Here is a 24,395-nt window from a genome sequence, read left to right as displayed (position 1 = left end):
GGGGGACGGCGGAGAGTTTGACGCTCCCGTGCCGCCCCGAGCCCGTACACAAACGTCGCATGCCGCCGATCCGGACACCAGACGTACCCCGCGGGCCGCCCGCGCGCGCGGCCGTCCGGGCGGGGCGGGGGGGCGGCGGATGAGGGCCGACACCTTCGCCCGCCTGGTGACGCTGGAGGCGCTGGTGGACGCCGAGGTGGGCTACTGGCTGGAGTTCCACCCGGCCTCGATGGACCGCTTCCGCGAGACGCTGGTGGCGCGCATCAGCGACCTGGTGGACGAGATCGACGCGCTGGACGCGGTGGCGGCGGCGCGGGTCTACGACGCGGTGGTCGACTTCCTGGCCGAGCTGCCCGACGACGCCCCGGGGTTCGTGGAGGCGGCGCTGCGCTTCAAGCGCCAGGTGGACGGGCTGGCCGACCGGGCCATGCCCCCGCGCGACCTGGACGACCCGCCCACCTGGGCGGTGGTGCTCGACGAGCTGCTGGACGAGCTACTGGAGGAGTACCCCCGCGCGGTGCTGGGCCCCGACGAGGTGGACCCGCGCGGCTACCTGCGGGTGCGGCACCTGCTCTGGCGCGCCCGCGACGCGGCGGGGAAGCTGGCGCGCGGCGCGGGCCCCGAGCGGCGCCGGGCGCTGCGCGACGGGATGGACCGGCTGGCCTTCGCGGTGATGAACCAGCGGCCGCCGCTGGAGGTGCTGGAGCCGCTGGCCCTGGCCCCGCAGCGGATCGCGCGGCGGCACCGGCCGTCGGGGATCACCCGCATCGGGGCCTTCGTGGTGGGCCAGCTGCTGAGCCGCCGCGGGCGCGAGCCGCGACAGCCGTGAGTGCGAAGTGCGAAGTGCGAAGTGCGAAGTGCGAAAGTGCGAAAGTGCGAAAGTGCGAAAGTGCGAAAGTGCGAAGTGCGAAAGTGCGAAAGTGCGAGAGTGCGAGAGTGCGAGAGTGCGAAAGTGCGGTTGAGAACGGCGAGCCGGACGTGGTGCTCGCCGCCGTCCCGAGGCTACTGAACGGAAGGACAGACGAATGAGCGGCGAGCGGCGCCTGGTGAGCATCCGCCGGTACGTCCCCCCCGACGCCCGCGAGGACTACGCGGAGGGGTGGGCGGCGCTGCACGCGGCGGCCACCGCCCGCGGCGCGCACGCATGGACCTTCCTGTCGGCGGACGTGCCCGACGTGTTCCTGGAGTTCCTCGAGTTCGGCCCCGACAGCGACATCCGCGCCGACGCCGACACGCTGGCGGCCATCAAGGCGCTGCACGAGCGCTTCGGCGAGCCCTACCCGGCGCCGAAGACCATCGAGGAGTGGGTGGCGATCCCCTGGCCGCCGGTGCCGGCGGGGTGAGGGGCTTCTCAGGGGCTGGCCTCGGGGCAAAGGCGGCTGAAGCCGCGGCAACAACCGCAGAAAGCCTCGCCGACGAGATCGGTGCGGACGCGAGGTCGGTGAGGGCGAGGCTTCAACCGCACGCGGGCGCCGGCATCGGTGCGGAGGGGGCGATCACACGGATGTCATCCCGAGGGGAGCGGTAGCGACCCGAGGGATCTACTCGACGGTTCTGGAGGACGGCGATTCGAGCAGATGCTGACGCCTGGTTCTCATTCCCGTTTTTCGCCGTGACACTCTGACCGGGATCGACATGGAAGACCGCGACCGCCTGCTGCGCCTGCTGCTGGAGCGCTCGTTCCGGGTGGGGGACTTCGTGCTCTCGTCGGGGGCGCGCAGCCGCTTCTACGTGGACGCGCGCACCACCACCACGCACGCGGAAGGGCAGGCGCTCGTCGGCCGGCTGGGGCTGGCGGCGATCCGAGCGGCGGGGTGGGGGCCCGCGGCGGCGGGGGGGCTGACCATGGGCGCGGACCCGGTGGCGTACGCCATCGCGCACGCGTCGTGGCTGGCGGGCGACCCGGTGCACGCCTTCACGGTGCGCAAGGAGCCCAAGGCGCACGGGGCGGGGAAGCGCATCGAGGGGTGCTTCGCGGCGGGCGACGCCGTGGTGGTGGTCGAGGACGTGATCACCACCGGCGGGAGCGCGCTGAAGGCGGTGCAGGCGGTGGAGGCGGAGGGCGGGACGGTGCTGGGAGTGCTGGCCGTGCTGGACCGCAAGGAGGGCGGCCGCGCGGCGATCGAGGCGGCGGGCTACCCGGTGCGCGCGCTCTTCACCGTCTCCGAGCTGTTCGCGGCGATGGAGGACGCGCCGGACGCGTGACGCGGCGCAAGCCCTCGGCGCTCGATGGGGTTTGTTGTTGAAGCCTCGCGGGGGTTTGCGAGGCTTTCCGTGGTTCCAGCGGGTGTCTTCAGGCACTCGCGGCGTCGAACGAGAAAGGCTCCCCGGAGCGGTCCGGGAGCCTTCGTCATTGCAGCCGGGAGGCGGCTCGCTGGCCGTTGCGGCGGGCGGCGTCGCGGGTGAGGCGGCGCAGGTCGGCCTCGGCGGCGATGTAGCCGAAGGGGGCCCAGTTCTCGGCCGAGGTCACCCGCCAGAAGACCTCCTCGGCGTCCTGCACCCGCCCGTTCACCAGGTACCAGTTCCCCACCCCGTACCCCTGCGTGGCCACGTCCAGCGAGGCCCTCCCGTTAGCGTCCAGCAGCGAGTCGGGCGGCAGCTCGCCCCGGTACATCAGCAGGCGGCGGTGGTACGACTGGTTCTCGATGATGTTCATGTCGCGCCGGATCGGGGCCAGCACCTGGCGGGCCTCCTCGTCGCGCCCCAGCCGCCGCAGGCTCATGTACAGCCAGTCGCTGGCGGCCACGGTGTTGTCGTCGTTCTTCGCCAGCCGCAGGTCTTCGCGGAAGGCGCTGGCGGCGCGCGCGAACTCGCCGCGCAGGTAGTAGGCGAGCCCCAGGTGGTACCAGATGTTGCCCTGCAGGGTGGTGAGCGGGACGTTCTGCGCGTTGGGGAGCCCGTCGGGCTCCACCTGGTCGGGGCGGTTGCGCGTGAGGCGCACGGCGGTGCGCAGGTCCTTCACGGCGCGGTCGAACTTGCGCAGCGTGATCCAGCGGTGGCCGCGGTGGCGGTACATCCGCGCGTCGGACGGGTGCTTCTTGATCCCCTCGCTGAAGACCTGGATGGCCTCGCGGTAGCGCCCCAGGTACGCCAGCCGCCGGCCCAGCCAGATGATGGCGTCGGCGTCGTTGGGGTTGGCCTCGTAGGCGGCGCGCGCCTCGGCCAGCTGCTGCTCGTAGCGCTGGCGGGTCTCCAGCGGCAGCTCGGGCGGATAGAGCGGCTGCCCGAAGAGAGAGACGGCCTCGGGGCGCCCCACCGGGCCGGGGTCGCGCCGCACCGGCGGGACGCACGACGCGACCAGCCCCAGCACGGCGAGCGCGAGCGGGGCGAGCCTGCGTGGCAGGAGGCGCGGGCACGGGGGAACGTGGGTCATGCGCGCTGTGGCGGGCGGGCGGCGGCAGGGTGCGCCGCGCCCGTCCGGCGGTGGGCCAGGTGCGCCGCGGCCGGAACGCTCCGGCCGCGGCGAGAAACCGTACCGTCGTTCAGGATAGGGTGTTTCGCGGGAAAAGAAAAGGGCGCGGTGCCTCGCGGCGGCCCCGCGCCCCGCCCGCGTCCCCGCTCTGCGCGCCTACCAGCGGCGGCCACTGGCGACGGGGACGCGCATGGGGATGGAGGTCTGGCTGGCCACGGGGAAGCCGTCGTCCAGGGCGGGGGCGAACTGCATGGCGCGCACCTGGTTCAGTAGCAGCGCCTCCCAGTTGCCGCGGTAGAGGCTCCTCTCCACCCGGGCGTCGGTGACCACGCCCCCCTCGTCGAGCCACACGCGCACCCACACCAGCCCCGGGTCCACGGGCGTGGCCGAGGACAGCGGCGACGCGGCGCTCGAGCGCACGTCGAAGCCGCCGGCGGCCACGCGGTACTCGTAGTCGGTGGGGACGGGGCGGCACTCCTCGCGGCGGCCCACGCGCAGCACGGGCGCCTGCCCCAGGTCCACGCGCAGGCGCACCCCCCACTCCTCGCGCGCGGACGCCGCCTGGCGGCGGTGGGCGAAGACGAGCTTCTGGAGCGTGTCGGCCAGCTCGGGCGTCACGTCGTGCTCGATGACGGCGCGGCGGACGTTGGTCCCGGCGGTGTCGTAGCGCATGGAGAACAGCACGTAGCCGGCGGGGCGCCCGGCCGACTCCCAGAGCCGGGCCGCTTCGGCCGAGAACGTCTGCGCGTCGACCAGCTCCGCGGCCTCGGGGAGCTGCTCCGGGGTGGGGGCCGCGCGGCAGGCGCGCTGGCTCGGGGCGGGCCGCTCGGAAAGGAGGAGCGGCGAGCGGCCGGGCTGTCCCCGCGAGGCGCAGCCGGCGAGGCCGGCCGCGGCGAGGAGGACGACGAGGATCGGGAGCCGGCGCGTGGGGGACATGGCGGTGCCGGGGAAGCGGGTTGCCACGCCTGGGCGCCGCCGCGTGGCGGCGCCGTAACCTCTCCGTCGAATCTTAATCGCGCCGCGCCGCGGGTGCCACGGGTGCGTGCGTGGACGAAACAACCTGGACTCACACAGAGGACACGGAGGACACAGAGAGAACACATCTCCTCCCTCGCCGTTCCTCCGTGTCCTCCGTGTCCTCTGTGAGATTTCAGGATTCGGCGGCGGAAGAGGCGCCCGGGGCACTCGCGCCATCCCGTTTCGCATCGCATTTTGTCCGCGCGCGGCGAGGGGCCCGCCGCCGCGCCGATCCCGCCGGACGCGTCGCACCCGCGGGCCCGGACCTCAAACGAAGTGCAGGAGGCTGTATGAGATCCACCTTCATCCGGGGAGGCCTCGCCGCCCTGGCCCTGCTGGCCGCCGGGGCGCCCGCCGCGGCGCAGGGGGCGGCCGCGGCGGGGCGGATCCAGTTCGAGGACTACCGTCTCCCGAACGGGCTGCGGGTGCTCCTGGCGCCCGACCCCGCCAGCCCCGTGGTGGCCGTGAACGTCTGGTACGACGTGGGCTCGCGCGACGAGAAGCCCGGGCGCACCGGCTTCGCCCACCTCTTCGAGCACATGATGTACCAGGGGTCGGCCAACCTGGGGAAGGGCGAGCACATGCAGCTGCTGGAGCGCGCCGGCGCCGCCTTCTACAACGGCACCACCAGCGCCGACCGCACCGCCTACTTCCAGACGCTGCCCGCCCACCGCCTGAACCTGGGGCTCTGGCTGGAGGCCGACCGCATGCGCAGCCTGGCGGTGACGTCGGAGAACTTCGAGAACCAGCGCGAGGTGGTGAAGGAGGAGAAGCGCCAGCGGGTCGACAACGCGCCGTACTTCCCCGCCGTGTGGGCGAGCCTCTCCGAGATCCCCTACAACGCCGAGACCTGCTTCGGCTACTCGCACACGGCCATCGGCTCCATGGAGGACCTGAACGCCGCCACGGTCGACGACGCGCGGGCGTTCCACTCCACCTACTACCGCCCCAACAACGCCACCCTGGTGGTGGCCGGCGGCTTCGACCCCGCCGAGGCGCGGCGGCTCGTGCAGCAGTACTTCGCCGACATCCCGGCCGGGCCCGCGCCGCCGCGCAACACCTGCGCGCAGCCGTTCGCCAAGCTCCCCGCCGAGCGCACCTTCCAGGACCGCAACGCCCAGCTCCCGGCGATCGTGGCCGTCTACGGGGTCCCGGGCGCCGACTCGCCCGACTTCGCGGCGGTGCGGCTCCTCAACACCATCCTGGCCGAGGGCGAGAGCAGCCGGCTGAACGAGCGGCTGGTCAAGCGCGAGCGCGCCGCCAGCCAGATCGTCCCCTTCTTCGACGAGCGGCGCGGGCCCTCGCTGGCGCTGTACTGGATCGTGGCCAACCAGGGCGTGGGCGCCGACCGGCTGAAGGCGCTCCTGGAGGAGGAGGTGGCGCGCATCCGCGACCAGGGGGTGAGCGCCGCCGAGCTGGAGAAGGCGAAGAACCAGCTCCGCGCCGCCACCGTGCTGGAGCGCGAGACCGCCCACGGGGTGGCCGACGCCCTCCAGTACGCCGTGCACTTCCGGGGCGACCCCGCGTACGTGAACCGCAGCCTGGAAGCCCCCATGGCCGTCACCGCCGCCGACGTGCAGCGGGTGGCCCGGCAGTACTTCGCCCCGAACAACCGCGCCCTGGCCATCGTGCAGCCGGCCGCCGCCGCCCCGCAGGGAGGTGCCCGATGAACGCGAACCGCACCGCCCGCCGCGCCCTGGCCTTCGCACTGGCGACGGCCGCCCTGGCCGCCGCGCCCGCCGCGGCCCAGAAGCAGCCGCCGCCGGCGCCGATGCCGGCGCGCCCGCTCTCGTTCCCCGCGTTCCGCGAGACGCAGCTCCCCAACGGGATGACGCTGATCGTGGTGGAGAACCACCGCACCCCGGTGGCGAGCCTCACCCTGCTGGTGCGCTCGGGGACCGCCACCGTCCCCGCGGCGAAGGCCGGCACCGCCCACCTGGTGGCGGAGGTGCTCACCAAGGGGACCGCCACCCGCACCGCCCAGCAGATCGCCGGGCAGATCGAGGGGGCCGGCGGCTCGCTCAGCGGCTTCACCGCCGACGACTACACCGGCGTCTCGGCCACCATCCTCTCCGACCGGCTCCCGCTGGCCTTCGAGCTGGTGGCCGACGCGGCGCTCCACCCCACCTTCCCCCAGGACGAGGTGGAGACGGCGCGCCAGCAGATGCTCTCGCAGCTGCAGGCGCAGATGGGCCAGCCGGGCTTCCTGGCGTCGCGCCGCTTCTACCGCGAGGTCTACGGCGCCCACCCGTACGGGATCCTGCGCAGCCCGGAGACGGTCCAGGCGGTCACGCAGCAGGACCTGCGCGACTGGCACGCCCGCCACTTCAAGGCCGGCAACGCGCTCCTGGTGGTGGCGGGCGACGTGACCCCCGCGTGGGCCGAGGAGCTCGCGCGGCAGTACTTCGGCGGCTGGGAGCGCGGCGGCGTGGCGAGGCCCTCCTTCCCGGCGCTCCCCGCGCGCGAGAAGGCCGGCATCACCCTGGTGCACCGCCCCGGCTCGGTGCAGTCGACGCTCCTGGTGGGCAACCCGGGGATCCGCGCCGGCGACCCCGACTACTACGCCGTGCAGGTGATGAGCCGGCTCCTGGGCGGCGGCTCCGACTCGCGCCTCTTCCAGATCCTGCGCGAGCAGCGCGGCTGGACGTACGGCGCCTACTCGCTGGTGGACCGCCCGCTCGACACCGGCATCTTCCTGGCGCAGGCCGACGTGCGCACCGAGGTCACCGACAGCGCGCTCGCGGAGCTGCTCGTCCAGCTGCGCCGCCTGCGCGACCAGCCCGTGCCGGCCCAGGAGCTGGAGGGTGCCAAGAGCTACCTGGTGGGCTCGTTCCCGGTGAACATCCAGACGGCCGGCCAGGTGGCGTCGCAGGTGGCCACCACGCGGATCCTGGGGCTGCCGATCGAGGACCTGCTGCAGTACAACCAGCGCATCTCGGCCGTGACCGCCGCCGACGTGCAGCGGGTGGCGCGCAAGTTCGTGACTCCCGACCAGGGGGTGATCGTGGTGGTGGGCGACGCCGCGCGGGTGCTGGGCCCGCTGGAGCGGATCGCCCCGGTGACGCTGGTGGACGTGCAGGGCGCCCCGCTGGAGAGGAGCGCCCTGGAGGTGCGCGCCTCCACCGAGCGCTTCGACTACGCGCGGGTGGCGCCCTCCACCCTCACCTACCAGGTCTCCTTCCAGGGGAACCCCGTCGGCTCGCAGACGGTGGTGCTCGTGAAGGACGGCGCCGGGTGGACGCGCACCAGCACGGGGCAGCTGGGGCCGCTCAAGCAGACGCTGGTGACGAAGTTCGGCCCCGGCTTCGCGCCCGTGTCGCACACCGAGACGGTCGAGGGGCCGCTGACCGGGAACTCCTCGGTGACGCTGGAGGGCGGGCGCTTCCGGGGCGAGGCGAAGCGCCCGGCGCAGATGGGCGGCGACAAGACCTTCGACGTGGAGGCGCCCGCCGGCGCGGTGCTGGAGGGGATGGACGAGGTGATGCTGGCCGTGGCTGAGCTGGCCGCGGGGAAGACGATCACGATCCCGCAGTTCAACATGGGGAGCGGGAGCGTGGCCCCGGTCACCTTCCGGGTGACGGGCGTGGAATCGGTGACGGTCCCGGCGGGCACCTTCCCGGCATTCAAGGTGGAGGTGGCCGGCCGCCAGCAGCCGATGGTGATGTGGCTGCGTCAGGAGGCGCCGCACATCCCGGTGAAGTACGAGCTCACCGGCCAGCCCGTCGTCATCCAGCTCCAGTCGGTGCAGTGAGCTGACGGCTCGTCGTCTCGACGGAAAGGGCCGGCGCGCCAGGATCTGGTGCGCCGGCCCTTCCCGTTGATGCGTCCGCCGGGGAACAAGACCGAGTTCGGATGGCTATGGGTTTTCGCTGTCGTTCTGAGGCCCGGTCACACCGAACCGGCACCTGCACGAATGACGGCAGGGCCGAAGAATCTTCTCACCTCGCCAGGTGGGTCGGGCGCGGTAGCGACGCCCATGCCCGCTCGCCTCATCACCCGGTGTTATCCGGTTCGATGTGAAACCTCGCCCGGACTTTCGTGCGTACGGGCGCGCCATGGACACTCTCGGCTGGTTCCACACCGCGGCGGCCGTGACCGCCCTGGCCTCGGGCGCGGCCGTGCTGACGCGCCGCAAGGGCACGCGCAGCCACCGCCGCGTCGGGTGGGTGTACGCGGCGAGCATGCTGGCGCTCAACGCGTCGGCGCTGCTCATCTACCGCCTGTTCGGGGGATTTGGACCCTTCCACGCGGCGGCGCTGGTCAGCCTGGCCACGCTGCTCGGCGGGATGATCCCGGCCGTACGGCGCAGGCCCGCCCACTGGTACGAGCACCACTACCGCTTCATGACCTGGTCGTACGTCGGGCTCCTGGCGGCGGCGGTGTCGGAGGTGGGGACGCGCGTTCCGGGCGCGCGGTTCTGGTGGGCGGTGCTCGTGGGGACGGCGGCCGTCATCGGCGTCGGCGCCACGCTCATCCGCCGCCGCGAGGCGCCGCTGCTGGCTCCCTTCCGCGCCGCCGCCGCGCGCCGCGCCGCCCGGAACGCGTCAGCCTGACGGGCGCCGGATCGGCGTGAGTCACGTCCGCGCCTACCACTCGCAGCCCCTGTCGCTCCGGTAGCCGCTCGTGCGGTTCGGCAGGAAGACCATCCTCGTCAGGTCGTTCAGAAGGCCGGCGATCGAAGGGTCGAGAGACCCGCGTGTGCTCAGTCGCGGAGGATCTCGACGAGCGCGCGCGGGCCGTCGACGCGCAGGCGGTCGCCCGTGCGGACCTCGCGAAAGATCCCCGCGCAGTTCACGACCGCCGGGCGGCCCGCCTCGCGCAGCAGGATCGACGCATGGCTCAGCTCGCCCCCGAGCTCGGCCACCACGCCCAGGACGCGCGGGAAGACCACGGCCCACGAGGGCTCGAGCGCCGGGACCACGAGGATCGCGTCGGGACCCAGCAGGGGCGGCTGGCCCGGAGAGCCGCCCGCGGAGCCCATCAGGAGCGACGTGAGGTCGTCCGCCTTGACCGCTCGCCCTTCGACGAGCGCCGGGACGAGCGCGATGCCTGGAAAGACCCGGCGGCCCGCGGCCTTCGCCTCGGCCTGCTCGACGCCGGCGCACGCCCGCTCGATCTGCTCGCGCGACGCGGTCGGCGGGAGGTCCATTCGGCGCGCCCTCTCGATGCGCCGGCGGCCGGAGAGGGCGGCGGCGCGGAGGTCGGCCGCGGGCGCGAGGTCCGGGCCGCGGAGCAGGAAGACGTCTTCGGGCGCGTCGATCGCGCCCGCCGCCGCGAGGCGGCGCCCTTCCTCGAGGAGGCGCGCCCGGAGGCGCTGCCAGCGGCGCATGAGCTCGTCCCGGAACCACTCGCGCCGCTCGTCCATCCAGTAGAACGGCCGCGCGCCGGGCGTCGCGCGCGCGGGGGGAGCGGGGGCGCCCGCCTTCGCCCCGGCGCGGAGGCCCCCGGCGGCCGCCCCGGCGCTCGCCGCGAGGTCGCGCAGCAGCACCTCGCGCATCTCGCCGAAGCGCGGCCGCGACGGATCGCTCTCGAGCGGCCCGCGATGCCCGAACGCGGCGAGCCACGCGTCGAGCCCGCCCTCGCGCGCCTCCGCCGGGAGCGAGGCGAGCTCGCCGTACCGCTCCATCATCTCCCGCGTGACGACGCGCGCCGCGCCGCGGACTCCGAGCGCCTTCCGGACGCGCGTCACGCCCGACAGCACGCTGTTGATGGCGAAGTTCGTCCGGATCGCGAGCGTCATCGCGGCCACGTTGGCGCCGAAGAGATCCGGGAGCGACGCCGCCGCGTCGATCCGCTCGTCGAGCCCGGCGAGCGCGCGGCGAATGCCCATCACGGTGCGGAGGCACCTCCATTGGAGGAGCAGGAGCACCGGGGCCTTCCGGAGCAGCCGCCGCAGGGTCGCGCGCCGGTCTGCGGCGGGCCCGCCTTCGCCGCCGACCCCCTCGGTCACGAAGGCGCGCGGGAGGCCCCAGTGGTCCATGAGCCGGAAGAAGAACGAGAAGTTCATCCACGCCCGCTCGCCGATCTCCACCGCGTACGCGTCCCGCCACGACGCGACGGCCGGGTCGACCTCGCCGAAGAACGACAGGACCTCGCGCCCCGAGACGCCCAGCACCGAGGCGATCCACGGGCTCGGAGGGTCGCCGAGGATCTCCTTGTGGTTGGCGAGGCTCAGCGTCTCGTTGCGCGCTACGGGGAAGAGCGCCGGGCGCACCTGGAGGAGCACGTAGCCCGCCTCGTCGCGCGCGAACTCGACGTCGATGCCCTCGGTGCCGCCGCGCGCCTCGCGGCCGAAGACCCGGTAGACCCGCGCGAGCCACGCGGACCACGCTTCGCCGCGCGCGAGGTGGCCTCGCGTGACCTCGCCGCGCGCTTGGCCCGACGTGAGACGCTCGTTGCCGCCGGCGGCGGTCGTGCGCTCGTAGTAGAAGCCGTCGAAGAACGCGACGCCCGCCTCGCCGGCCTCGACGAGCGGCTGCGCGAAGACGGCCCCGAGCGGGGCGCCGGCCTCGTCTTTCGGGAGCGCCGCGACGACCTCCGCGAGGGACTGCGGGGCGCGGCCGGGCTCGCGCACCACGAGCGAGAGGAGCTGCCCCGCGTTCGACGTGCGGCGCGTGTCCTCCGTGGGCGAGCCCGAACGGAGGATGAAGGGCCCCCGCGCGATCCCGGGCGGGAGCGCTCCGGCGGACGCGCCTTCGGCCGCGCGGATCCAGAACGTCGTGGGCACGCGGATGCCGGCGGCCTGCGCGCGGCGGAGGTTATCGAGCTTCGGGATCGAGGGGTCCCGGAAGCGGCGAAGCGGTTTCCACGGCATCGGAGAGGGCCCTCACCCAGCCCGGGGGATCGTCGATCATCGGATAGTGGCCCCACGCCGGGAAGAGCCGCACGGGCCACGTCACGCCGAGCGCGGCCTCCGTCCACGCGAGCTCTTTCATGGGCACGACCCGGTCGCGCCCGCCCCACCAGGCCGCGACGTGCCGGAGCGCCTCCGGCCGCGCCGCGAAGTCGGCCTCGAGCCGCCGCAGGAGCTCCGGCGTGAGCCACGCGAAGAAATCGGGGAGCGCGCCGCACCGGGCGTAGCCCTCGAAGAAGCGCGCGCGCATGTCTGAAGCGAGCGGCGCCTGGAAGTGCTTGCGGACGAAGCGCGCCTGGAACAGCGGGGACGCGAACGCGAGGCGGAGGGCGGTCCGGGCGGGCCCCATCCGCAGGACGCGCGGCATGAGGCGGCGCGCGAGGCCCCAGAGCACGGGCGCCTGCAGGAGGAGCGGGACCCCGGCGAGCTCGCCGCGCGCGCGGAGGCAGAGCGCGAGGAGGCCGCCGATCCCCGTCGCGTAGACGAGCGGGCGGCCGGCGCCCTCGTCTTCCCCGCGCGCGCCGGTCCGCGCGCGGATCGACTCCGCGACCGCGGCGAGGAACTCGTCGAGGCTGCCCGCGCGCGGGCGGCCCTCGAAGCCGGGGTAGGGCACGTCGAAGATCGTGAACGGCGGACGCGCGCCAGGTCCCGTGAGCTCGTCGAGGACCCGGCGCGCGGGATCGAGCCGCGCGGCGGCGTGGCCGTTCCCGCCCAGGAAGATCACGCGGGGCACCGCTCGCGGGGGAGGCGGGCCCGTCACGCGCGCGCCGCCGGCGACGAGGGAATCCGCGTGGATCTCGGGCCACGAATGGCTTTTCGGCGGGCGTCGATGGCAGGTCTCCGCGGTGGTGGCAGCGTCGATCCGGTTCTCGTCATCGAGTGCCGTCGCGCCGAAGCCCTTGCGCTGGAGGGTCCCGGGCGCCGTCGAGCTTCACCACGAACATATCGGAATCGTTCGCGCTCGTCAGCAGGCTGCGGCGTAACCGATCGTGCCTCGGAAAAGCCTCTGGCGATGACGTCGCCCGCGCGCTGGAACTGCGTAAGTCACGTCCCCGCGTACCACTCGTAGCCCTTGTCGCTCCAGTAGCCGCCGGTGCGGTTCGGCAGGAAGACGACGCGGGTGAGGTACTTGGTGTTCTTGTAGCCCAGCTTCACCGGCGAGTGCACGCGCGCGGGGGCGCCGTAGTACGAGTTGAGGTAGTGCCCCTCGCGGGCGTAGACCACCAGCGTCTGCGGGTGCAGGGCGCTCTCCAGGTCCCAGCTCTCGTGGTAGCCGTCGTCGAAGCTCTCGAAGTCGACGTACCGGGCGTCGGGCCGGATCCCGGCCAGCTTCGCCAGGGTGCTCACGCGCACGCCGGTGAAGCGGGTGACGGCCGTCCACCCCTCCACGCAGTAGTGGTTCACCCGCTGGGTGACGCCCGGCAGCTTCACCAGGTCGTCCAGCGAGAGGCGCAGGGGGCGCGCGACGGAGCCGGCGACCTCCAGCGCCCAGGTGCCGCGCACGGCCGGGTCCCACACCGGCACCTTCCTGGAGATGAAGTACGCCGGCATGGCGCGCCCGGCCACCTGGCGGCTCTCCGGGTGGTCCATCGCCGTGTGGCGGAAGAGGAAGCGTTCGACGCCCTCGTTGCGCCGCTCGGCCCAGCGCAGGAGCTCGCGCGCACCCTCCGGCCCCTTCGAGTTGCACGCCTCCAGCAGCAGCGCCGAGAGCGACGCGCCACCCAGCGCCAGGAACCTGCGCCTGTCCATCGTCATCCCTCCTCCTCGGCGTCCGCCCCGGCCGCCCTCGCCTCGGCTTCCGCGCGTGCGGGTCCGCGATCTTCCGCCAGATCAGCATCTCCCGAATCCACGATGTCACCCGCGGCGACCGGCACCGGCGCGGCTGGAGAGGTTTCCGCCGGTGGCTCGGCGGCCCGCCTGATCTTGAAGGCCTGCGGGCGGCGGCCGCGCAGGAACGGGCGGGCGTTGAGGGCCTCGGGCGAGCGCGACTCGTCGTAGCCGCCGGTGGTCATGGCGCGCAGCGACTGCGGGTCCACGGCGAAGACCATGAAGACGTGGCCGACGGAGAGCGCCACCAGGGCCAGCATCACCACGAAGTGCCAGTAGCGCGCCCACACGTAGCCGCCGAACAGGTCGGTGAGCGGGGCCAGGGAGACGGGCTTCCAGACGGCGAGCCCGGTGAGCACGGCCAGGATGCCCAGGATCGGCAGGGAGAAGTAGACCAGCTTCTGCAGCGCGTTGTGCTTGCCCTGGCGCGGGTGGTCCCTGCGCACGAAGAGGTAGAACTTGACCATCTCCCACGCGTCGCGCGGGTCGCGCCGGCGCGGCACCAGGTCGCGCCACTCGCCGTGCAGGTAGACGAAGGCCAGGTAGACCAGGCCGTTCAGCGCCAGCACCCACATCATCGCGAAGTGCCAGTTGCGCGCGCCCGCCAGCCACCCGCCGAAGGTGAGCCAGGCCGGGATCGGGGTGCCCTCCCACGGCCAGCAGCAGAACTCCTCGCCCTTGCGCGCGAACTGCGGGTACGCGTTGAAGATGCGCAGCCCGCTCGCGATCATGAGGGTGAGCGCCGCCACGTTCACCCAGTGCGTCGCGCGCACGATCCAGTGGTGGCGGGGCCTGTCCCTGGTTTCGGCCATCGGTCGGGAGAGCGGATGATTGGGGGGATCGGGATCGGCCGGTGAGGTCGCCCGCGGCCGATGAGTGGCCGCCTATCCGAACGAATCACTCGCACGCGGCGCAGGTTCCCGGATGCACCGCGGTTGCCGCACGCCTGCACGCGGCTTACCCTTCGTCACCGCGCGTGGATGGATCGAACGCGAATACGAAACCACCAGCCGCCTGCCTTGCCGGGAGACGCGATGCCGATCGAGGTGTTCACCGAGGAGTGGAGCCGGGCCTGCTGCGAGGGCCTGAACCGCCGCGAGGCGTACCGCACGGCCGCCGCGGGGTGGGAGGGCGCCATCGTGCTGGTCATGGGCGCCGACCCCGCGCAAGGGGTGGAGGCGGACCGCTCGGTGTTCATCGACGCGCACCAGGGCGCCTGCCGCGGCGCGCGCCTGGCCGCGGACGGCGAGGTGGAGACGGCGCCCTTCGTCTTCCGCGCCGACGTGGCCACCTGGAAGCGGCTCCTGGGCGGCGAGGTGGACCCGGTCGCGGCGGTGATGCAGGGGAAGCTGCGGCTGGTGCGCGGCGGCCTGTTCACCGTCGCCAGGTACGCCGGGGCCGCGCGGGAGATGATCGCCGCCGCGGCGGAGGTGGGCGGCACCTTCCCGGAGCCGCGGCCGTCGGCATCGGACGCCACGGAGGCCGGGCCGGTGCCGAGCCCGTCGTGACGAGCGGACGCCGGATCGGGAGCGCCTCGTAGCGAGCGCGGCGACGAGCGCCGGTAGCGAGCGTCCCGTGACGAGCGCCGGGGACGAGCGTCGGTGACGAGCGCCTGAAGACGCTCGCTGGAACCACGGGAAGCCCTTCGGGCTGCGGGGGCTGATTTCGTGCGCACGGCGAGCATTGATGCGGCCGGCGCGGTCGAGGCAGGCCTCGTCCCTATGGAGCAACGCGAGGGCGATTACCCCGCGCCTCGCACTTCGCACCCAGGACTTCGCACTTGAAGCGCCGCGACCTCTTCCGCCTGCCGCTGGCGCACGCGGCCTCCGCGCTCGAGGAGCCGCTGCAGCGCGTGGCGCGCCCCGCGCCGGGCGCCGAGCCGGGGGTGCTCGTCTCCGCCCCCGGCGCCACGCCGCCGCGGGTGACGGTGATCGGCTACGCGCCGCACGAGATGAGCGAGCACGTGGCCGACGACCTGGAGACCGTCCGCCACATGCGCGGGAAGTGGCCCGTGCTCTGGGTGAACGTCGACGGCGTGGGCCACGCCGGGACGGTGCAGCAGATCGGCGACATCTTCTGCCTGCACCGGCTGGCGCTGGAAGACGCCATGCACGTCCCCCAGCGTCCCAAGGCCGACGCGTACGAGGGGCACCTGTTCATCGTCGCGCGGATGGTGCGGCTGGCGCCCCAGCTGGACCTGGAGCAGATCGGGATCTTCCTGGGCCCCGACTTCGTGGTCACCTTCCAGGAGCGCCCCGGCGACCCGCTGGAGCCCGTGCGCGAGCGCATCCGGAGCGGCCACCCGCGCATCCGCTGCTCCGGCCCCGACTACCTGGCGTACGCCATCCTGGACGCCATCCTCGACCACTGCTTCCCCGTCCTGGAGACGTACGCCGACGCGCTGGACGACCTGGAGGACGAGGTGATCGAGCGGCCGCGGCACCACTGCGTGGCGCACCTGCACCTGATCAAGCGCGACCTGATGGCGCTGCGCCGCACCATGTGGCCCCTGCGCGAGGCGCTCGCCACCCTGCTGCGCGAGCCGGGCGAGCTGGTGCGCCCCGAGACGCTCGTGTACCTGCGCGACACGCACGACCACGCCTTCCAGATCCTGGACCTGGTGGAGGCGTACCGCGAGGTGGCCTCCTCGCTCACCGAGCTCTACCTGTCCACGGTGAGCAACCGGATGAACGAGGTGATGAAGGTGCTCACCGTCTTCGCCTCGATCTTCATCCCCCTGGGCTTCCTGACGGGGCTCTACGGGATGAACCTGCGCCACCCCGAGGCGGCGTGGTACTGGGACTGGCCCTTCGCCATCGGGGGGATGCTGCTGGTGGGGATGGGGCTCCTGGCCTTCTTCTGGCGGAGGGGGTGGATCGGTGGGCGCGGCTGACGCGGAGGCTTCCTTCGCCCCCGCCGCGCCGGCCGACGAGGACGTGGTGGTGGCGATGATGCGCGAACTGTACGCGCACGACGGCCTGTACTTCGACGAGGCGCGGGCGCGCACGGCGCTCGCGCGGCTGCTGGCGGACGAGTCGCTGGGCCGCGTGTGGGTGGCGTGGGCGGACGGCGAGCCGGCCGGCTACCTGGTGCTGACGCTGGGCTACAGCCTGGAGTTCGCCGGCCGCGACGCCTTCGTGGACGAGCTGTACCTGCGCGAGCCGTTCCGCGGCGGCGGGCTGGGGCGCCGGGCCATCGCGAAGGCGGTGGAGGCGTGCCGCGAACTGGGCGTCGCGGCGCTGCACCTGGAGGTGGAGCGCGCGAACACCGGCGCGCAGGGCTTCTACCGCCGCCTGGGCTTCCACGACCACGACCGCTACCTGATGACCCGCTGGATCGCCGAGCACGCGCCGCGGGAGTGAGCGAGAGAGATGCGAGGGGATACAGGATGACTACCTCGGGCATGCGGCGCGACCAGGTGGTGAGGGTGCTGCAGGAGCATCGAGCCGAGTGGCAGCAGTTCGACGTGCAGTCGCTCGCGCTGTTCGGCTCGGTGGCGCGTGACGAGGCCACGCCCGAGAGTGACATCGACGTGCTGGTCGAATTCAGGTCCGCTCCGACCTTCGACTCCTACATGGGCCTGAAGATCTACCTGGAAGATCTGCTGGGCAGGCGCGTCGATATCGCCACGCGGAAGATGCTCCGGCCGTGGCTTCGCGAAACCATTGAGCGCGAGGCTCTCCGTGTCGCGTAGCTGGTGGCTGTTCCTGGGCGACATGATTGCTTCCGCGGAGTCGGTCCTCAGCGAGGTCGATGGTCTGACCCGAGAGGAGTTCGACGCGGACGAGAGGGTGCGCAAGATCATCCTGCTCGACCTGCTGACTCTCGGCGAGGCCGCGAAGCACATTCCGGAAGAGGTGCGTGCACGCTATCCGGAAATTACGTGGCGAAAGATCGTGGGACTGCGAGACGTGATCGCCCACAGTTACTACCGGCTGGACGAGGACGTGATCTGGAACATCGCGACGACGATGATGGGGAACCTCAGATCGGTGCTCGTGCAGATCGCCGGTGAAGAGCACCCGGAGGAGCTGGCTGGTGGCGGCTGACGTCACTTCTCCTGTGGGGATGACAGACGCCCCGGCCATGCTGGGAACGCTCCTCCCCGACGTGCGCGTGCCGCCGCCGGGGCCCGAGTCGCGGCGGCTGGGGGGTGAGCTGGCGCGGGTCGAGTCGCCGAACGTCACCTACCTGGCGGACGACTTCCCCGTGTTCTGGGCCGAGGCGCGGGGCGCCAACGTGCGCGACGTGGACGGCAACGTCTACGTGGACCTCACCGCCGCCTTCGCCGTGGCCGGGCCGGGGCACGCCCACCCGCGCATCGTGGCCGCCGTGCGCGAGCAGGCGGGGCGGCTGCTGCACGGGATGGGCGACGTGCACCCGCCCGCCGTCAAGGTCGACCTCCTGCGCGCGCTCGCCGAAGTGGCGCCCGGCGGCCTCACCCGTGCCGTGCTCGCCAGCTCCGGCGCCGAGGCGGTGGAGGCGGCGCTCAAGACGGCGGCCGTTGCCACGGGGCGGCCGCGCGTGCTTGCGTTCCACGGCTCGTACCACGGCCTCACCTACGGCGCGCTCTCCGTCTCCGGCCGCGAGGACTTCCGCGCTCCCTTCGCCGCGCAGCTCCCGCCGATCGCCGTCTTCGCGCCGTACCCGTACCCGTACCGCTCCCCCTTCGGGCGCGACCCCAACGAGGTGGGAGCGGCCACCCTGCGCTGGGTCGAGCACCTGCTCGACGCGCCGGGCACCGCCTCGGAGGGGATCGGCGCCGTCGTCGTGGAGCCGATCCAGGGCCGCGGCGGCGACGTGGTGCCGCCCGACGGCTTCCTCCCGGGGCTGCGCCGCATCTGCGACGAGCGCGGACTGCTGCTGGTCTTCGACGAGGTCTACACCGGCTTCGGGCGCACCGGGCGCTGGTTCGCCGGCGAGCACTGGGGCGTGACCCCCGACCTGCTGGTGGTGGGGAAGGGGATGACAGGCGGGCTCCCCTTCGCCGCCTGCATCGGCACCGAGGCGGCGATGGGCGCCTGGCCCCGCTCCCGCGGCGAGGCCATCCACACCTCCACCTTCCTGGGCCACCCGCTGGGCTGCGCCGCCGCGCTCGCCTCCATCCGGGTGCTGCGCGAGGAGCGGCTGGTGGAGCGCTCCGCCGGGCTGGGCGCGCGCATCAAGGCCCGCCTGGAGGAGATGACGGCCGACCACCCCCGCGTCGGCGAGGTGCGCGGCCGGGGGATGATGATCGGCGTCGAGCTGGTGCGCGACCGGGAGAGCCGGATCCCAGCACCCGAGCTGGCCGGCCGCGTCGTGGTCGAGTCGCTGCGGCGCGGCGTGCTCACCCTGGGCGGCGGCATCCACGGCAACGTCCTCTCCCTCTCCCCGCCCTTCGTCCTCACCGACGAGCAGGCCGACGCCGCCCTCGACGTCCTCGGCGGGATTCTCGACGAGATGCGCTGATACAAACCTGGAAAACAACAGGGCCTCACACGGAGTCAACGGAGTCAACAGAGAAAACCCTCCGTTAACTCCGTTGACTCCGTGTGAGATATTTGGTTGGAGATCTTGAGTACCGATCTACCGATCAACGTTCGGCAAAGGGAATCACTCCACCCCCACCGCCTCGCCCGTCTGCACCCGCCAGAGCGCCGCGTACGTCCCGTCCGCCGCCAGCAGCTCCTCGTGCGTGCCGTGCTCCACGATCTCGCCGCGGTCCATCACGTAGATGCGATGCGCGTTGCGGACGGTGGAGAGCCGGTGCGCGATGGCGATGGTCGTCCGCCCCCGGCTGATGTGCTCCAGCGAGCGCTGGATGGCGGCCTCCGTCTCGTTGTCCACGGCGCTCGTCGCCTCGTCCAGCACCAGCACCGGCGGGTCCTTGAGGATGGCGCGGGCGATGGCGAGCCTCTGCCGCTGCCCGCCCGAGAGCTTCTGCCCCCGCTCGCCCACCACCGTGTCGTACCCCCGCGGCAGCGCGGCCACGAAGTCGTGCGCCTCCGCCAGCTTCGCCGCGCGCACCACCTCCTCGTCCGTGGCGCCGAACGACCCGTAGGCGATGTTCTCGCGCACGGTGCCGTGGAAGAGGAACACGTCCTGGCTCACCAGCCCGACCGCCCGCCGCAGGTCGCCCAGGCGGATCTCGCGCACGTCCGTCCCGTCCAGCGCGACCCTCCCGGACCCGATCTCGTAGAGGCGCAGCAGCAGCTTCACCAGCGTGCTCTTCCCCGAGCCCGTGGGTCCGACCACCGCGGTCGTCTCCCCCGCGGGGATGCGCAGCGAGAAGCCGCGCAGGACGGGCGGGCGGTCGCGGTAGGCGAAGGTGACGTCCCTCAGCTCCACCTCGCCGCGCACCCGCTCCACCGGCAGCGCGCGGTCGCCGGGGTGCGCCTCGACCGGGGTGTCGAGCAGCGCCATGATGCGCGTGGTGGACGCCATCGCCCGCTGGTAGAGGTCCAGCGTCTCGCCCAGCCGGGTGAGCGGCCACAGCAGGCGCTGGGTGATGAACACCAGGAACGAGTACGTCCCCACCGCCAGCTCGCCGTCCAGCACCTGTAGCCCGCCGAACACCAGCGTCCCCGTGAAGCCGACCAGGATCAGGATGCGGATCAGCGGAACGAACGCCGCGCTCAGCGCGATGGCGTGGCGGTTGGCGGCGCGGTACGCCTGGCTCTCGGCGGCCACCCGCGCCTTCTCGTGCTCCTCGGCCGCGTACGCCTTGATGGTGGTGATCCCGCTCAGGTTGTTCGCCAGCCGCCCCGCGAGCTCGCCCGCCCGCTCGCGCACGGCCGCGTAGCGGGGCTCCAGCCGCCGCTGGAAGGCGATCGAGCCCCACACCACGAACGGCATCGGCAGCATCGCCATCCACGCCACCTCGGGGGCGGCGACGAAGAAGGCGGCGCCCACGATCAGCACCGTGGTGACCACCTGGATGATCTCGTTGGCGCCGCGGTCCAGGAAGCGCTCGAGCTGGTTGACGTCGTCGCTCAGGATCGCCAGCAGCCCGCCCGTGCTGCGCTCCTCGTAGAAGGCCAGGTCCAGGTCCTGGAGATGGGCGTAGGCGTCCTGCCTCAGCTCGTGCTGGACGGTCTGCGCCAGGTTGCGCCAGAGCACCCCGTACAGGTACTCGAAGAGCGACTCCAGCAGCCAGATGACGAAGGTGATCGCCGCCAGCACCAGCAGCTGGTCGCGCACGTCGGGGAAGCCCAGCCGCGCCACCAGCGAGTCCTGCCGGCGCACCACCACGTCCACCGCCGCGCCGATCAGCGCCTCGGGCGCCAGGTCGAACACCTTGTTGAGCACCGAGCACGCCGACGCCAGCCACACCCGGGCGCGGTGCGGCCGCGCGTAGCGGATCAGGCGGCGGAGGGGGCCGGGTCTGCGGCGGGGGTCGGCGGATGCGTCGGGCACGTCGGGTCCTCGGGGTCGGCTTCGGGACGAGGGGTGGCGAAGCCGCGAAGTTAGCACGCGCCGCCGGTCCCCCGCACCCTCCCCGCGTGGCGAAGCCGGGCCGCGCCCGGCTACCGGCGCGCCTGCGCGGCGCCGGCCGCGGGCGGCGGTCCGGCCGGCATGCCCGCCTCGAAGGCGGCGACGTCCTGGTAGTAGCGCCGCGCGATCTCGGGGTGCGCGGGGTTCGTGTACAGCTCGGCCACCGGGCGCTCGACGACCGCCGCGATGATCTCCGCGACCGCTTCCGGCGTCTGCGGCTGCATCGGCCCGGTGGGGGGGATCGAGGGAGGGCCGCCGGTGGAGCCCAGCGCGTTCTTCCCGAAGTCCGTCGTCACGATCCCGGGCATCACCAGCGACACGTGGATCCCCGGGTACCGGGCGCGCAGCTCCATGCGCAGGTTCGCCGTCAGCGAGTTGAGCGCGGCCTTGGCGGCGCTGTACGCCGAGCGCACGGTGGCCACGGGCACGCGGCCCAGGAAGGAGGAGATGTTGACCAGGTGCCCCTCCGCGCGCTCCTGGAAGTGCGGAAGAATCGCCTGCATCCCGTAGAGGGCGGACTTCACGTTGACGGAGATCATCTCGTCGACGTCCTGGTCCGTCAGCTCCAGCACCGGGCGGCTGATCCCCCGCCCCGCGTTGTTGATCCACACGTCCACCCGCCCGAAGGCGCGCAGGGCCTCGTCGCGCAGCCGCTCCACCTCCGCCCGGCGCGTCACGTCCGTCGGCACCGCCACGGCGTCCGCGGCGGCGGCCCGGGCCACCTCGCCCAGCTCGGCCTCGCGGCGGGCGGCGAGCACCAGCGCGTGCCCCTGCGCCCCCAGGTGCCGGGCCAGCGCCGCCCCGATCCCGCCGCTCGCCCCCGTGATCACGATCACCTTCCGCCCCGTCGCGTCCATGCTTCCCCCGTCCATGTGATCGGTGATGGCGCATCTCTCCGCGCCGAAGGCGACCGCAAGTCTCGGGCGACTTCCGCGACATGCGCCGCAACCTCGGGCGGCTCCGCGGGTACGTGGATTGCCTCATGCCCCGGATCGCCCGTTTTCATGGTCCGGAGACCATTCGCAGTCGCAGCAAAGCCCATGATCGCGTTCCGCTCCACCTTCGCGCGCGCGGCCGTCGCCACCCTCGCCGCGCTCGGCACCGTCCCGCTCGGCGCGGACGACGCGGCGGCCCAGGCGCGCCGCCGCACCGCCGACCCGCCGGCCGGCCGCTCCTCCACGCGCACGGCGCCGGCCCCGTCGTCCTCGCAGGGCGGGCTGCGCGTGCGCTCCGAGGCGCTGCAGCGCGGCGGCTACGCGGTGGTCATCGACCTCGACGCCAACCGGCTGTACTTCGCCAGGGGGCGGCGCGTGCTCTGGTCGGCGCTGGTGGGCACCGGCACGGGGCTGAGCCTGGAGGGCGACGACGGCGAGTGGGACTTCGACACGCCGAACGGCACCTTCCACGTCACCACCAAGGCGATCGAGCCCGACTGGATCGCCCCCGACTGGTGGTTCGTCGAGCACGACCTGCCGGTGCCCGGGCCCAACGACCCGCGCTGGCGCCACAAGCGGGGGCTGGGCTCCGCGGCCGTCTTCATCGGCCACGGGCTGGCCATCCACGGCACCGACAAGCCCGAGCTGCTGGGCCGGCGCGTCTCGCACGGCTGCATCCGCCTCTCCGACGCCGACGCGCTGCGGCTCTACCACAACGTGCAGATCGGCACCGAGGTGGTGATCGTCGGCGGGCACGACCTGCCCCCCGCCGAGCCGCCGCCCGCGCGCACCTCGCGCAGCCGGCCCGCCGGCACGCCGCCCCCGCGCGACCCCCTGGTGGTGGAGCTGGAGGGGCAGGAGACGGAAGTGCTGCTGGAGCGGCTCGACCGCGAGCTCTTCGGCTCCGCCTTCGCCGAGGGGGCGGGAGACTGGCCGCGCGTGGCCAGCGTGCTCCTCTTCCGCGGCGTCAAGGAAGGCGACGACGCGGCGCTGGCGGGCCTGCTGACGAAGGTGGAGGACATGGGCGACGGGCGCCTGCGCGAGGAGTACGCCACCTTCCTGGCCGACGCCTTCACCCAGCGGCCGCTGCGCACGCTGGAGGTGCTGGGGAGCCTGGACCGGGCCCGGCGCGCCCCGGTGGCCCGCGCCATCGTCGACGCCACCCTGGGCCTCTACCCGCGCCAGGCCGGCGACGACGCCAGCACCCCCTGGCCCACCAGACGGGCCCCGCGCGAGGTGCTGGCCCGCGCCGGCCAGCGCGCCTGGGACGCCTTACGCCTCGCCGAGCAGGGCTACCGCGACGAGCGCGGCCTGGCCGTGCGGCCGCCGGACCGGTAGCGGCCCGTCCGCGCCGCCGAAAACCCCCGCAGGCGCTAAGCGCTTGCGGGCGTTCGCTTTGTCCGCTTCTGCCACTTTCTCCCCGGAATTTCCCTGCAAACGCCTCTTGCGCGGCGCTCGTGCGGAGTGTACGTTTTCCCGTGACTACGCCTCAAAGTGGACAATTCGGACAGAACCAGGGCGCGCCGCAGGGCGGCCCGTGGAGCGAGCGGATCCAGCTCGAGGCGGTGGCCGCGTACCTGGCGCACCGCCGCAAGCGCCAGTCGCTGCGCGACCTGGCGCGGGAGATCGGCATCTCCAAGAGCTCGGTCGACGATCTGGTGAAGGCCTACCACGAGGTCCGCGAGCTTCCCCAGCCCTACGGGAACTGGCAGAAGCTCAAGGACTGGTACCTGAAGCACAAGCACCAGGAGGCGGGCCACTTGCAGGACCCAGCCGACATGGCGATGCTCTTCCTGGAGGTGATCGCCGGGATGCCGGAGGCGGCCCAGCGCCGCGGCCTGCAGCGGCTGGTCGAGTTCGTCGGGCGGATGTACGACGACGAGAAGGCCGTCCGCCCCGCCTGGCTCAAGCGCCTGGAAGAGGGCCTGCGCGAGGGTCCGGCCGAGCCGCCGGGAGCGCCGTAGCCGCCCCAAGGGCGTCCGCCCCTATGTGCAGGCCCTATATATAGATGTCATCCGGAGCCCCACGCGGCTGGCTGTGCCGCGCGGGGCTCTCGCTTCGCGGGTGGTTTCCCCGCGCTACGATCCGGCCACGGGGGGTTGACCTCCGGGAAGGACCCTGATATAGTTCGCGCCCGCTTGAAACCGGAGTGTGGTCGATTCCCGGGAGGGGGGTTGACGAGGGGCCTTGGGGGTTGTATCCTTTAAGGCTCCGCCCGAACTTCGGCGTTCGGAGGGGTCTCGGGGCGAAAAAGCAGGAATCGCCCCTTGACGGCTGAGCGCAAGTGGTTTAGGTTGAACGAGTTAGCCGGACGGACTCGCGAAGCGAAGTCGAAAAAACGGAAGCGCTTCGGGGGTTGACGGAAGGAGCCGGCGGGGTTAGATTGAAAGGCTCGCTCGAACGAGGGCGGGCAGACGCGGCGGACCGGGTGAAACTGGTTCGGACGCCATGACGAAGCGGGTCAGCGGCCTGCGGAGATTTGACAACACGGGTCAGTGGGAGTGCTTGAACCAGGGCGCCCCGTGGCACGCCGGCTCTAGGGCCGGTTGGAGGCATCGTGTCCTCCAGTGCCGAGAAACGGGACATGGTCAACACGAAATTCCGAATGAACGACAACAGTCGTTCGTTCATCGAGCTAATCGAGTTCTCTAATGGAGAGTTTGATCCTGGCTCAGGACGAACGCTGGCGGCGCGCTTAACACATGCAAGTCGTACGGGATCAGTCCTTCGGGACTGGTTCAGTGGCGAACGGGTGCGTAACACGTGAGCAACCTGCCTGTGGGTGGGGGATAACCCGGGGAAACCCGGGCTAATACCGCATACGCTCTTCCCTTCGATTGGGGGGGAGAGGAAAGCTCCTGCAAGGGAGCGCTCATAG

22 protein-coding genes and 1 rRNA gene are annotated in these 24,395 nt (G+C 72.8%); 15 read left to right on the top strand and 8 right to left on the bottom strand.

The annotated features are described in order from the left end of the window. Nucleotides 1-139: 139 nt before the first annotated feature. From VF746_01605 to pyrE, 3 genes are all read left to right on the top strand, one after another. Nucleotides 140-829, top strand: a complete 690-nt coding sequence (locus tag VF746_01605; GenBank protein ID HEX8691108.1) for a hypothetical protein — start codon at nucleotides 140-142, stop codon at nucleotides 827-829. Nucleotides 830-1,025: 196 nt separating this feature from the next. Further along, nucleotides 1,026-1,343, top strand: a complete 318-nt coding sequence (locus tag VF746_01600) for a hypothetical protein (protein ID HEX8691107.1) — start codon at nucleotides 1,026-1,028, stop codon at nucleotides 1,341-1,343. Between the two features lie 292 nt (nucleotides 1,344-1,635). After that, complete coding sequence (gene pyrE, locus VF746_01595; protein ID HEX8691106.1) at nucleotides 1,636-2,205, top strand: orotate phosphoribosyltransferase; 570 nt, start codon at nucleotides 1,636-1,638, stop codon at nucleotides 2,203-2,205. 145 nt (nucleotides 2,206-2,350) lie between these two features. Here pyrE and VF746_01590 read toward each other — a convergent pair whose 3' ends face one another. After that, entirely contained in the window at nucleotides 2,351-3,373 is a 1,023-nt protein-coding gene (locus VF746_01590) for a tetratricopeptide repeat protein (protein HEX8691105.1), read from the bottom strand. 195 nt (nucleotides 3,374-3,568) lie between these two features. Continuing rightward, nucleotides 3,569-4,348 (bottom strand): energy transducer TonB, encoded by a 780-nt coding sequence (locus VF746_01585; GenBank protein HEX8691104.1) that lies wholly within the window; start codon nucleotides 4,346-4,348, stop codon nucleotides 3,569-3,571. Between the two features lie 371 nt (nucleotides 4,349-4,719). Here VF746_01585 and VF746_01580 point away from each other — a divergent pair, with 371 nt between their 5' ends. The 3 genes from VF746_01580 to VF746_01570 all read left to right on the top strand — a co-directional run bounded on the left by VF746_01580 (nucleotide 4,720) and on the right by VF746_01570 (nucleotide 8,982). Continuing rightward, a complete protein-coding gene (locus tag VF746_01580; protein HEX8691103.1) occupies nucleotides 4,720-6,099 on the top strand; it encodes a pitrilysin family protein in 1,380 nt (459 codons plus the stop codon). Next, nucleotides 6,096-8,180: an insulinase family protein gene (locus tag VF746_01575; protein ID HEX8691102.1), complete on the top strand. Its 2,085-nt coding sequence runs from the start codon at nucleotides 6,096-6,098 to the stop codon at nucleotides 8,178-8,180. The genes VF746_01580 and VF746_01575 overlap by 4 nt, the downstream gene beginning before the upstream one ends. Nucleotides 8,181-8,484: 304 nt before the next feature. Next, nucleotides 8,485-8,982: a DUF2306 domain-containing protein gene (locus tag VF746_01570; GenBank protein ID HEX8691101.1), complete on the top strand. Its 498-nt coding sequence runs from the start codon at nucleotides 8,485-8,487 to the stop codon at nucleotides 8,980-8,982. Between the two features lie 149 nt (nucleotides 8,983-9,131). Here the strand turns inward: VF746_01570 and VF746_01565 are convergent, their stop codons facing one another. From VF746_01565 to VF746_01550, 4 genes are all read right to left on the bottom strand, one after another. Continuing rightward, on the bottom strand, nucleotides 9,132-11,156 hold the full coding sequence (locus VF746_01565) for a PEP-utilizing enzyme (GenBank protein HEX8691100.1): 2,025 nt from the start codon (nucleotides 11,154-11,156) through the stop codon (nucleotides 9,132-9,134). Between the two features lie 31 nt (nucleotides 11,157-11,187). Further along, nucleotides 11,188-12,015: a hypothetical protein gene (locus VF746_01560; GenBank protein ID HEX8691099.1), complete on the bottom strand. Its 828-nt coding sequence runs from the start codon at nucleotides 12,013-12,015 to the stop codon at nucleotides 11,188-11,190. A gap of 311 nt (nucleotides 12,016-12,326) precedes the next feature. Beyond that, complete coding sequence (locus VF746_01555; GenBank protein ID HEX8691098.1) at nucleotides 12,327-13,037, bottom strand: molybdopterin-dependent oxidoreductase; 711 nt, start codon at nucleotides 13,035-13,037, stop codon at nucleotides 12,327-12,329. Further along, a complete protein-coding gene (locus VF746_01550) occupies nucleotides 13,034-13,921 on the bottom strand; it encodes a cytochrome b/b6 domain-containing protein (protein HEX8691097.1) in 888 nt (295 codons plus the stop codon). Before VF746_01550 ends, VF746_01555 begins: the two co-directional genes overlap by 4 nt. A 222-nt stretch (nucleotides 13,922-14,143) precedes the next feature. Between VF746_01550 and VF746_01545 the strand changes: the two genes are divergently transcribed. The 6 genes from VF746_01545 to VF746_01520 all read left to right on the top strand — a co-directional run bounded on the left by VF746_01545 (nucleotide 14,144) and on the right by VF746_01520 (nucleotide 18,557). Beyond that, nucleotides 14,144-14,617, top strand: coding sequence for an SCP2 sterol-binding domain-containing protein (locus tag VF746_01545; GenBank protein HEX8691096.1), 474 nt, complete (start codon nucleotides 14,144-14,146; stop codon nucleotides 14,615-14,617). A 272-nt stretch (nucleotides 14,618-14,889) separates the two neighbouring features. After that, a complete protein-coding gene (corA, locus tag VF746_01540) occupies nucleotides 14,890-16,002 on the top strand; it encodes a magnesium/cobalt transporter CorA (GenBank protein HEX8691095.1) in 1,113 nt (370 codons plus the stop codon). Beyond that, complete coding sequence (locus VF746_01535) at nucleotides 15,989-16,471, top strand: GNAT family N-acetyltransferase (protein HEX8691094.1); 483 nt, start codon at nucleotides 15,989-15,991, stop codon at nucleotides 16,469-16,471. Before corA ends, VF746_01535 begins: the two co-directional genes overlap by 14 nt. A 41-nt stretch (nucleotides 16,472-16,512) precedes the next feature. Next, nucleotides 16,513-16,803 carry a nucleotidyltransferase family protein gene (locus VF746_01530; protein ID HEX8691093.1) on the top strand — a complete coding sequence of 97 codons (291 nt, stop codon included), beginning with the start codon at nucleotides 16,513-16,515 and terminating at the stop codon, nucleotides 16,801-16,803. Beyond that, nucleotides 16,793-17,158: a DUF86 domain-containing protein gene (locus VF746_01525; protein HEX8691092.1), complete on the top strand. Its 366-nt coding sequence runs from the start codon at nucleotides 16,793-16,795 to the stop codon at nucleotides 17,156-17,158. The genes VF746_01530 and VF746_01525 overlap by 11 nt, the downstream gene beginning before the upstream one ends. A gap of 19 nt (nucleotides 17,159-17,177) precedes the next feature. Continuing rightward, nucleotides 17,178-18,557, top strand: coding sequence for an aspartate aminotransferase family protein (locus VF746_01520; GenBank protein ID HEX8691091.1), 1,380 nt, complete (start codon nucleotides 17,178-17,180; stop codon nucleotides 18,555-18,557). Between the two features lie 144 nt (nucleotides 18,558-18,701). On the opposite strand, the gene VF746_01515 is transcribed toward VF746_01520, so the two are convergent. After that, nucleotides 18,702-20,504: an ABC transporter ATP-binding protein gene (locus VF746_01515; protein ID HEX8691090.1), complete on the bottom strand. Its 1,803-nt coding sequence runs from the start codon at nucleotides 20,502-20,504 to the stop codon at nucleotides 18,702-18,704. A 110-nt stretch (nucleotides 20,505-20,614) separates the two neighbouring features. After that, complete coding sequence (locus VF746_01510) at nucleotides 20,615-21,439, bottom strand: SDR family oxidoreductase (GenBank protein HEX8691089.1); 825 nt, start codon at nucleotides 21,437-21,439, stop codon at nucleotides 20,615-20,617. A gap of 183 nt (nucleotides 21,440-21,622) precedes the next feature. Between VF746_01510 and VF746_01505 the strand changes: the two genes are divergently transcribed. The 3 genes from VF746_01505 to VF746_01495 form a co-directional block, all read left to right on the top strand. Then, complete coding sequence (locus VF746_01505; protein HEX8691088.1) at nucleotides 21,623-22,855, top strand: L,D-transpeptidase; 1,233 nt, start codon at nucleotides 21,623-21,625, stop codon at nucleotides 22,853-22,855. Between the two features lie 140 nt (nucleotides 22,856-22,995). Continuing rightward, the gene (locus VF746_01500; protein ID HEX8691087.1) at nucleotides 22,996-23,481 is read left to right on the top strand and encodes a hypothetical protein; all 486 of its coding nucleotides are present in this window, start codon (nucleotides 22,996-22,998) and stop codon (nucleotides 23,479-23,481) included. Nucleotides 23,482-24,165: 684 nt separating this feature from the next. Next, nucleotides 24,166-24,395, top strand: a 16S ribosomal RNA gene (locus VF746_01495); the annotation flags it as partial.

The sequence above is a fragment of the Longimicrobium sp. genome, from assembly GCA_036389795.1.
Taxonomy (GTDB): domain Bacteria; phylum Gemmatimonadota; class Gemmatimonadetes; order Longimicrobiales; family Longimicrobiaceae; genus Longimicrobium.
Note: the sequence above shows the minus strand (reverse complement) of the source record. Positions and strands in the feature narration are given on the sequence as shown.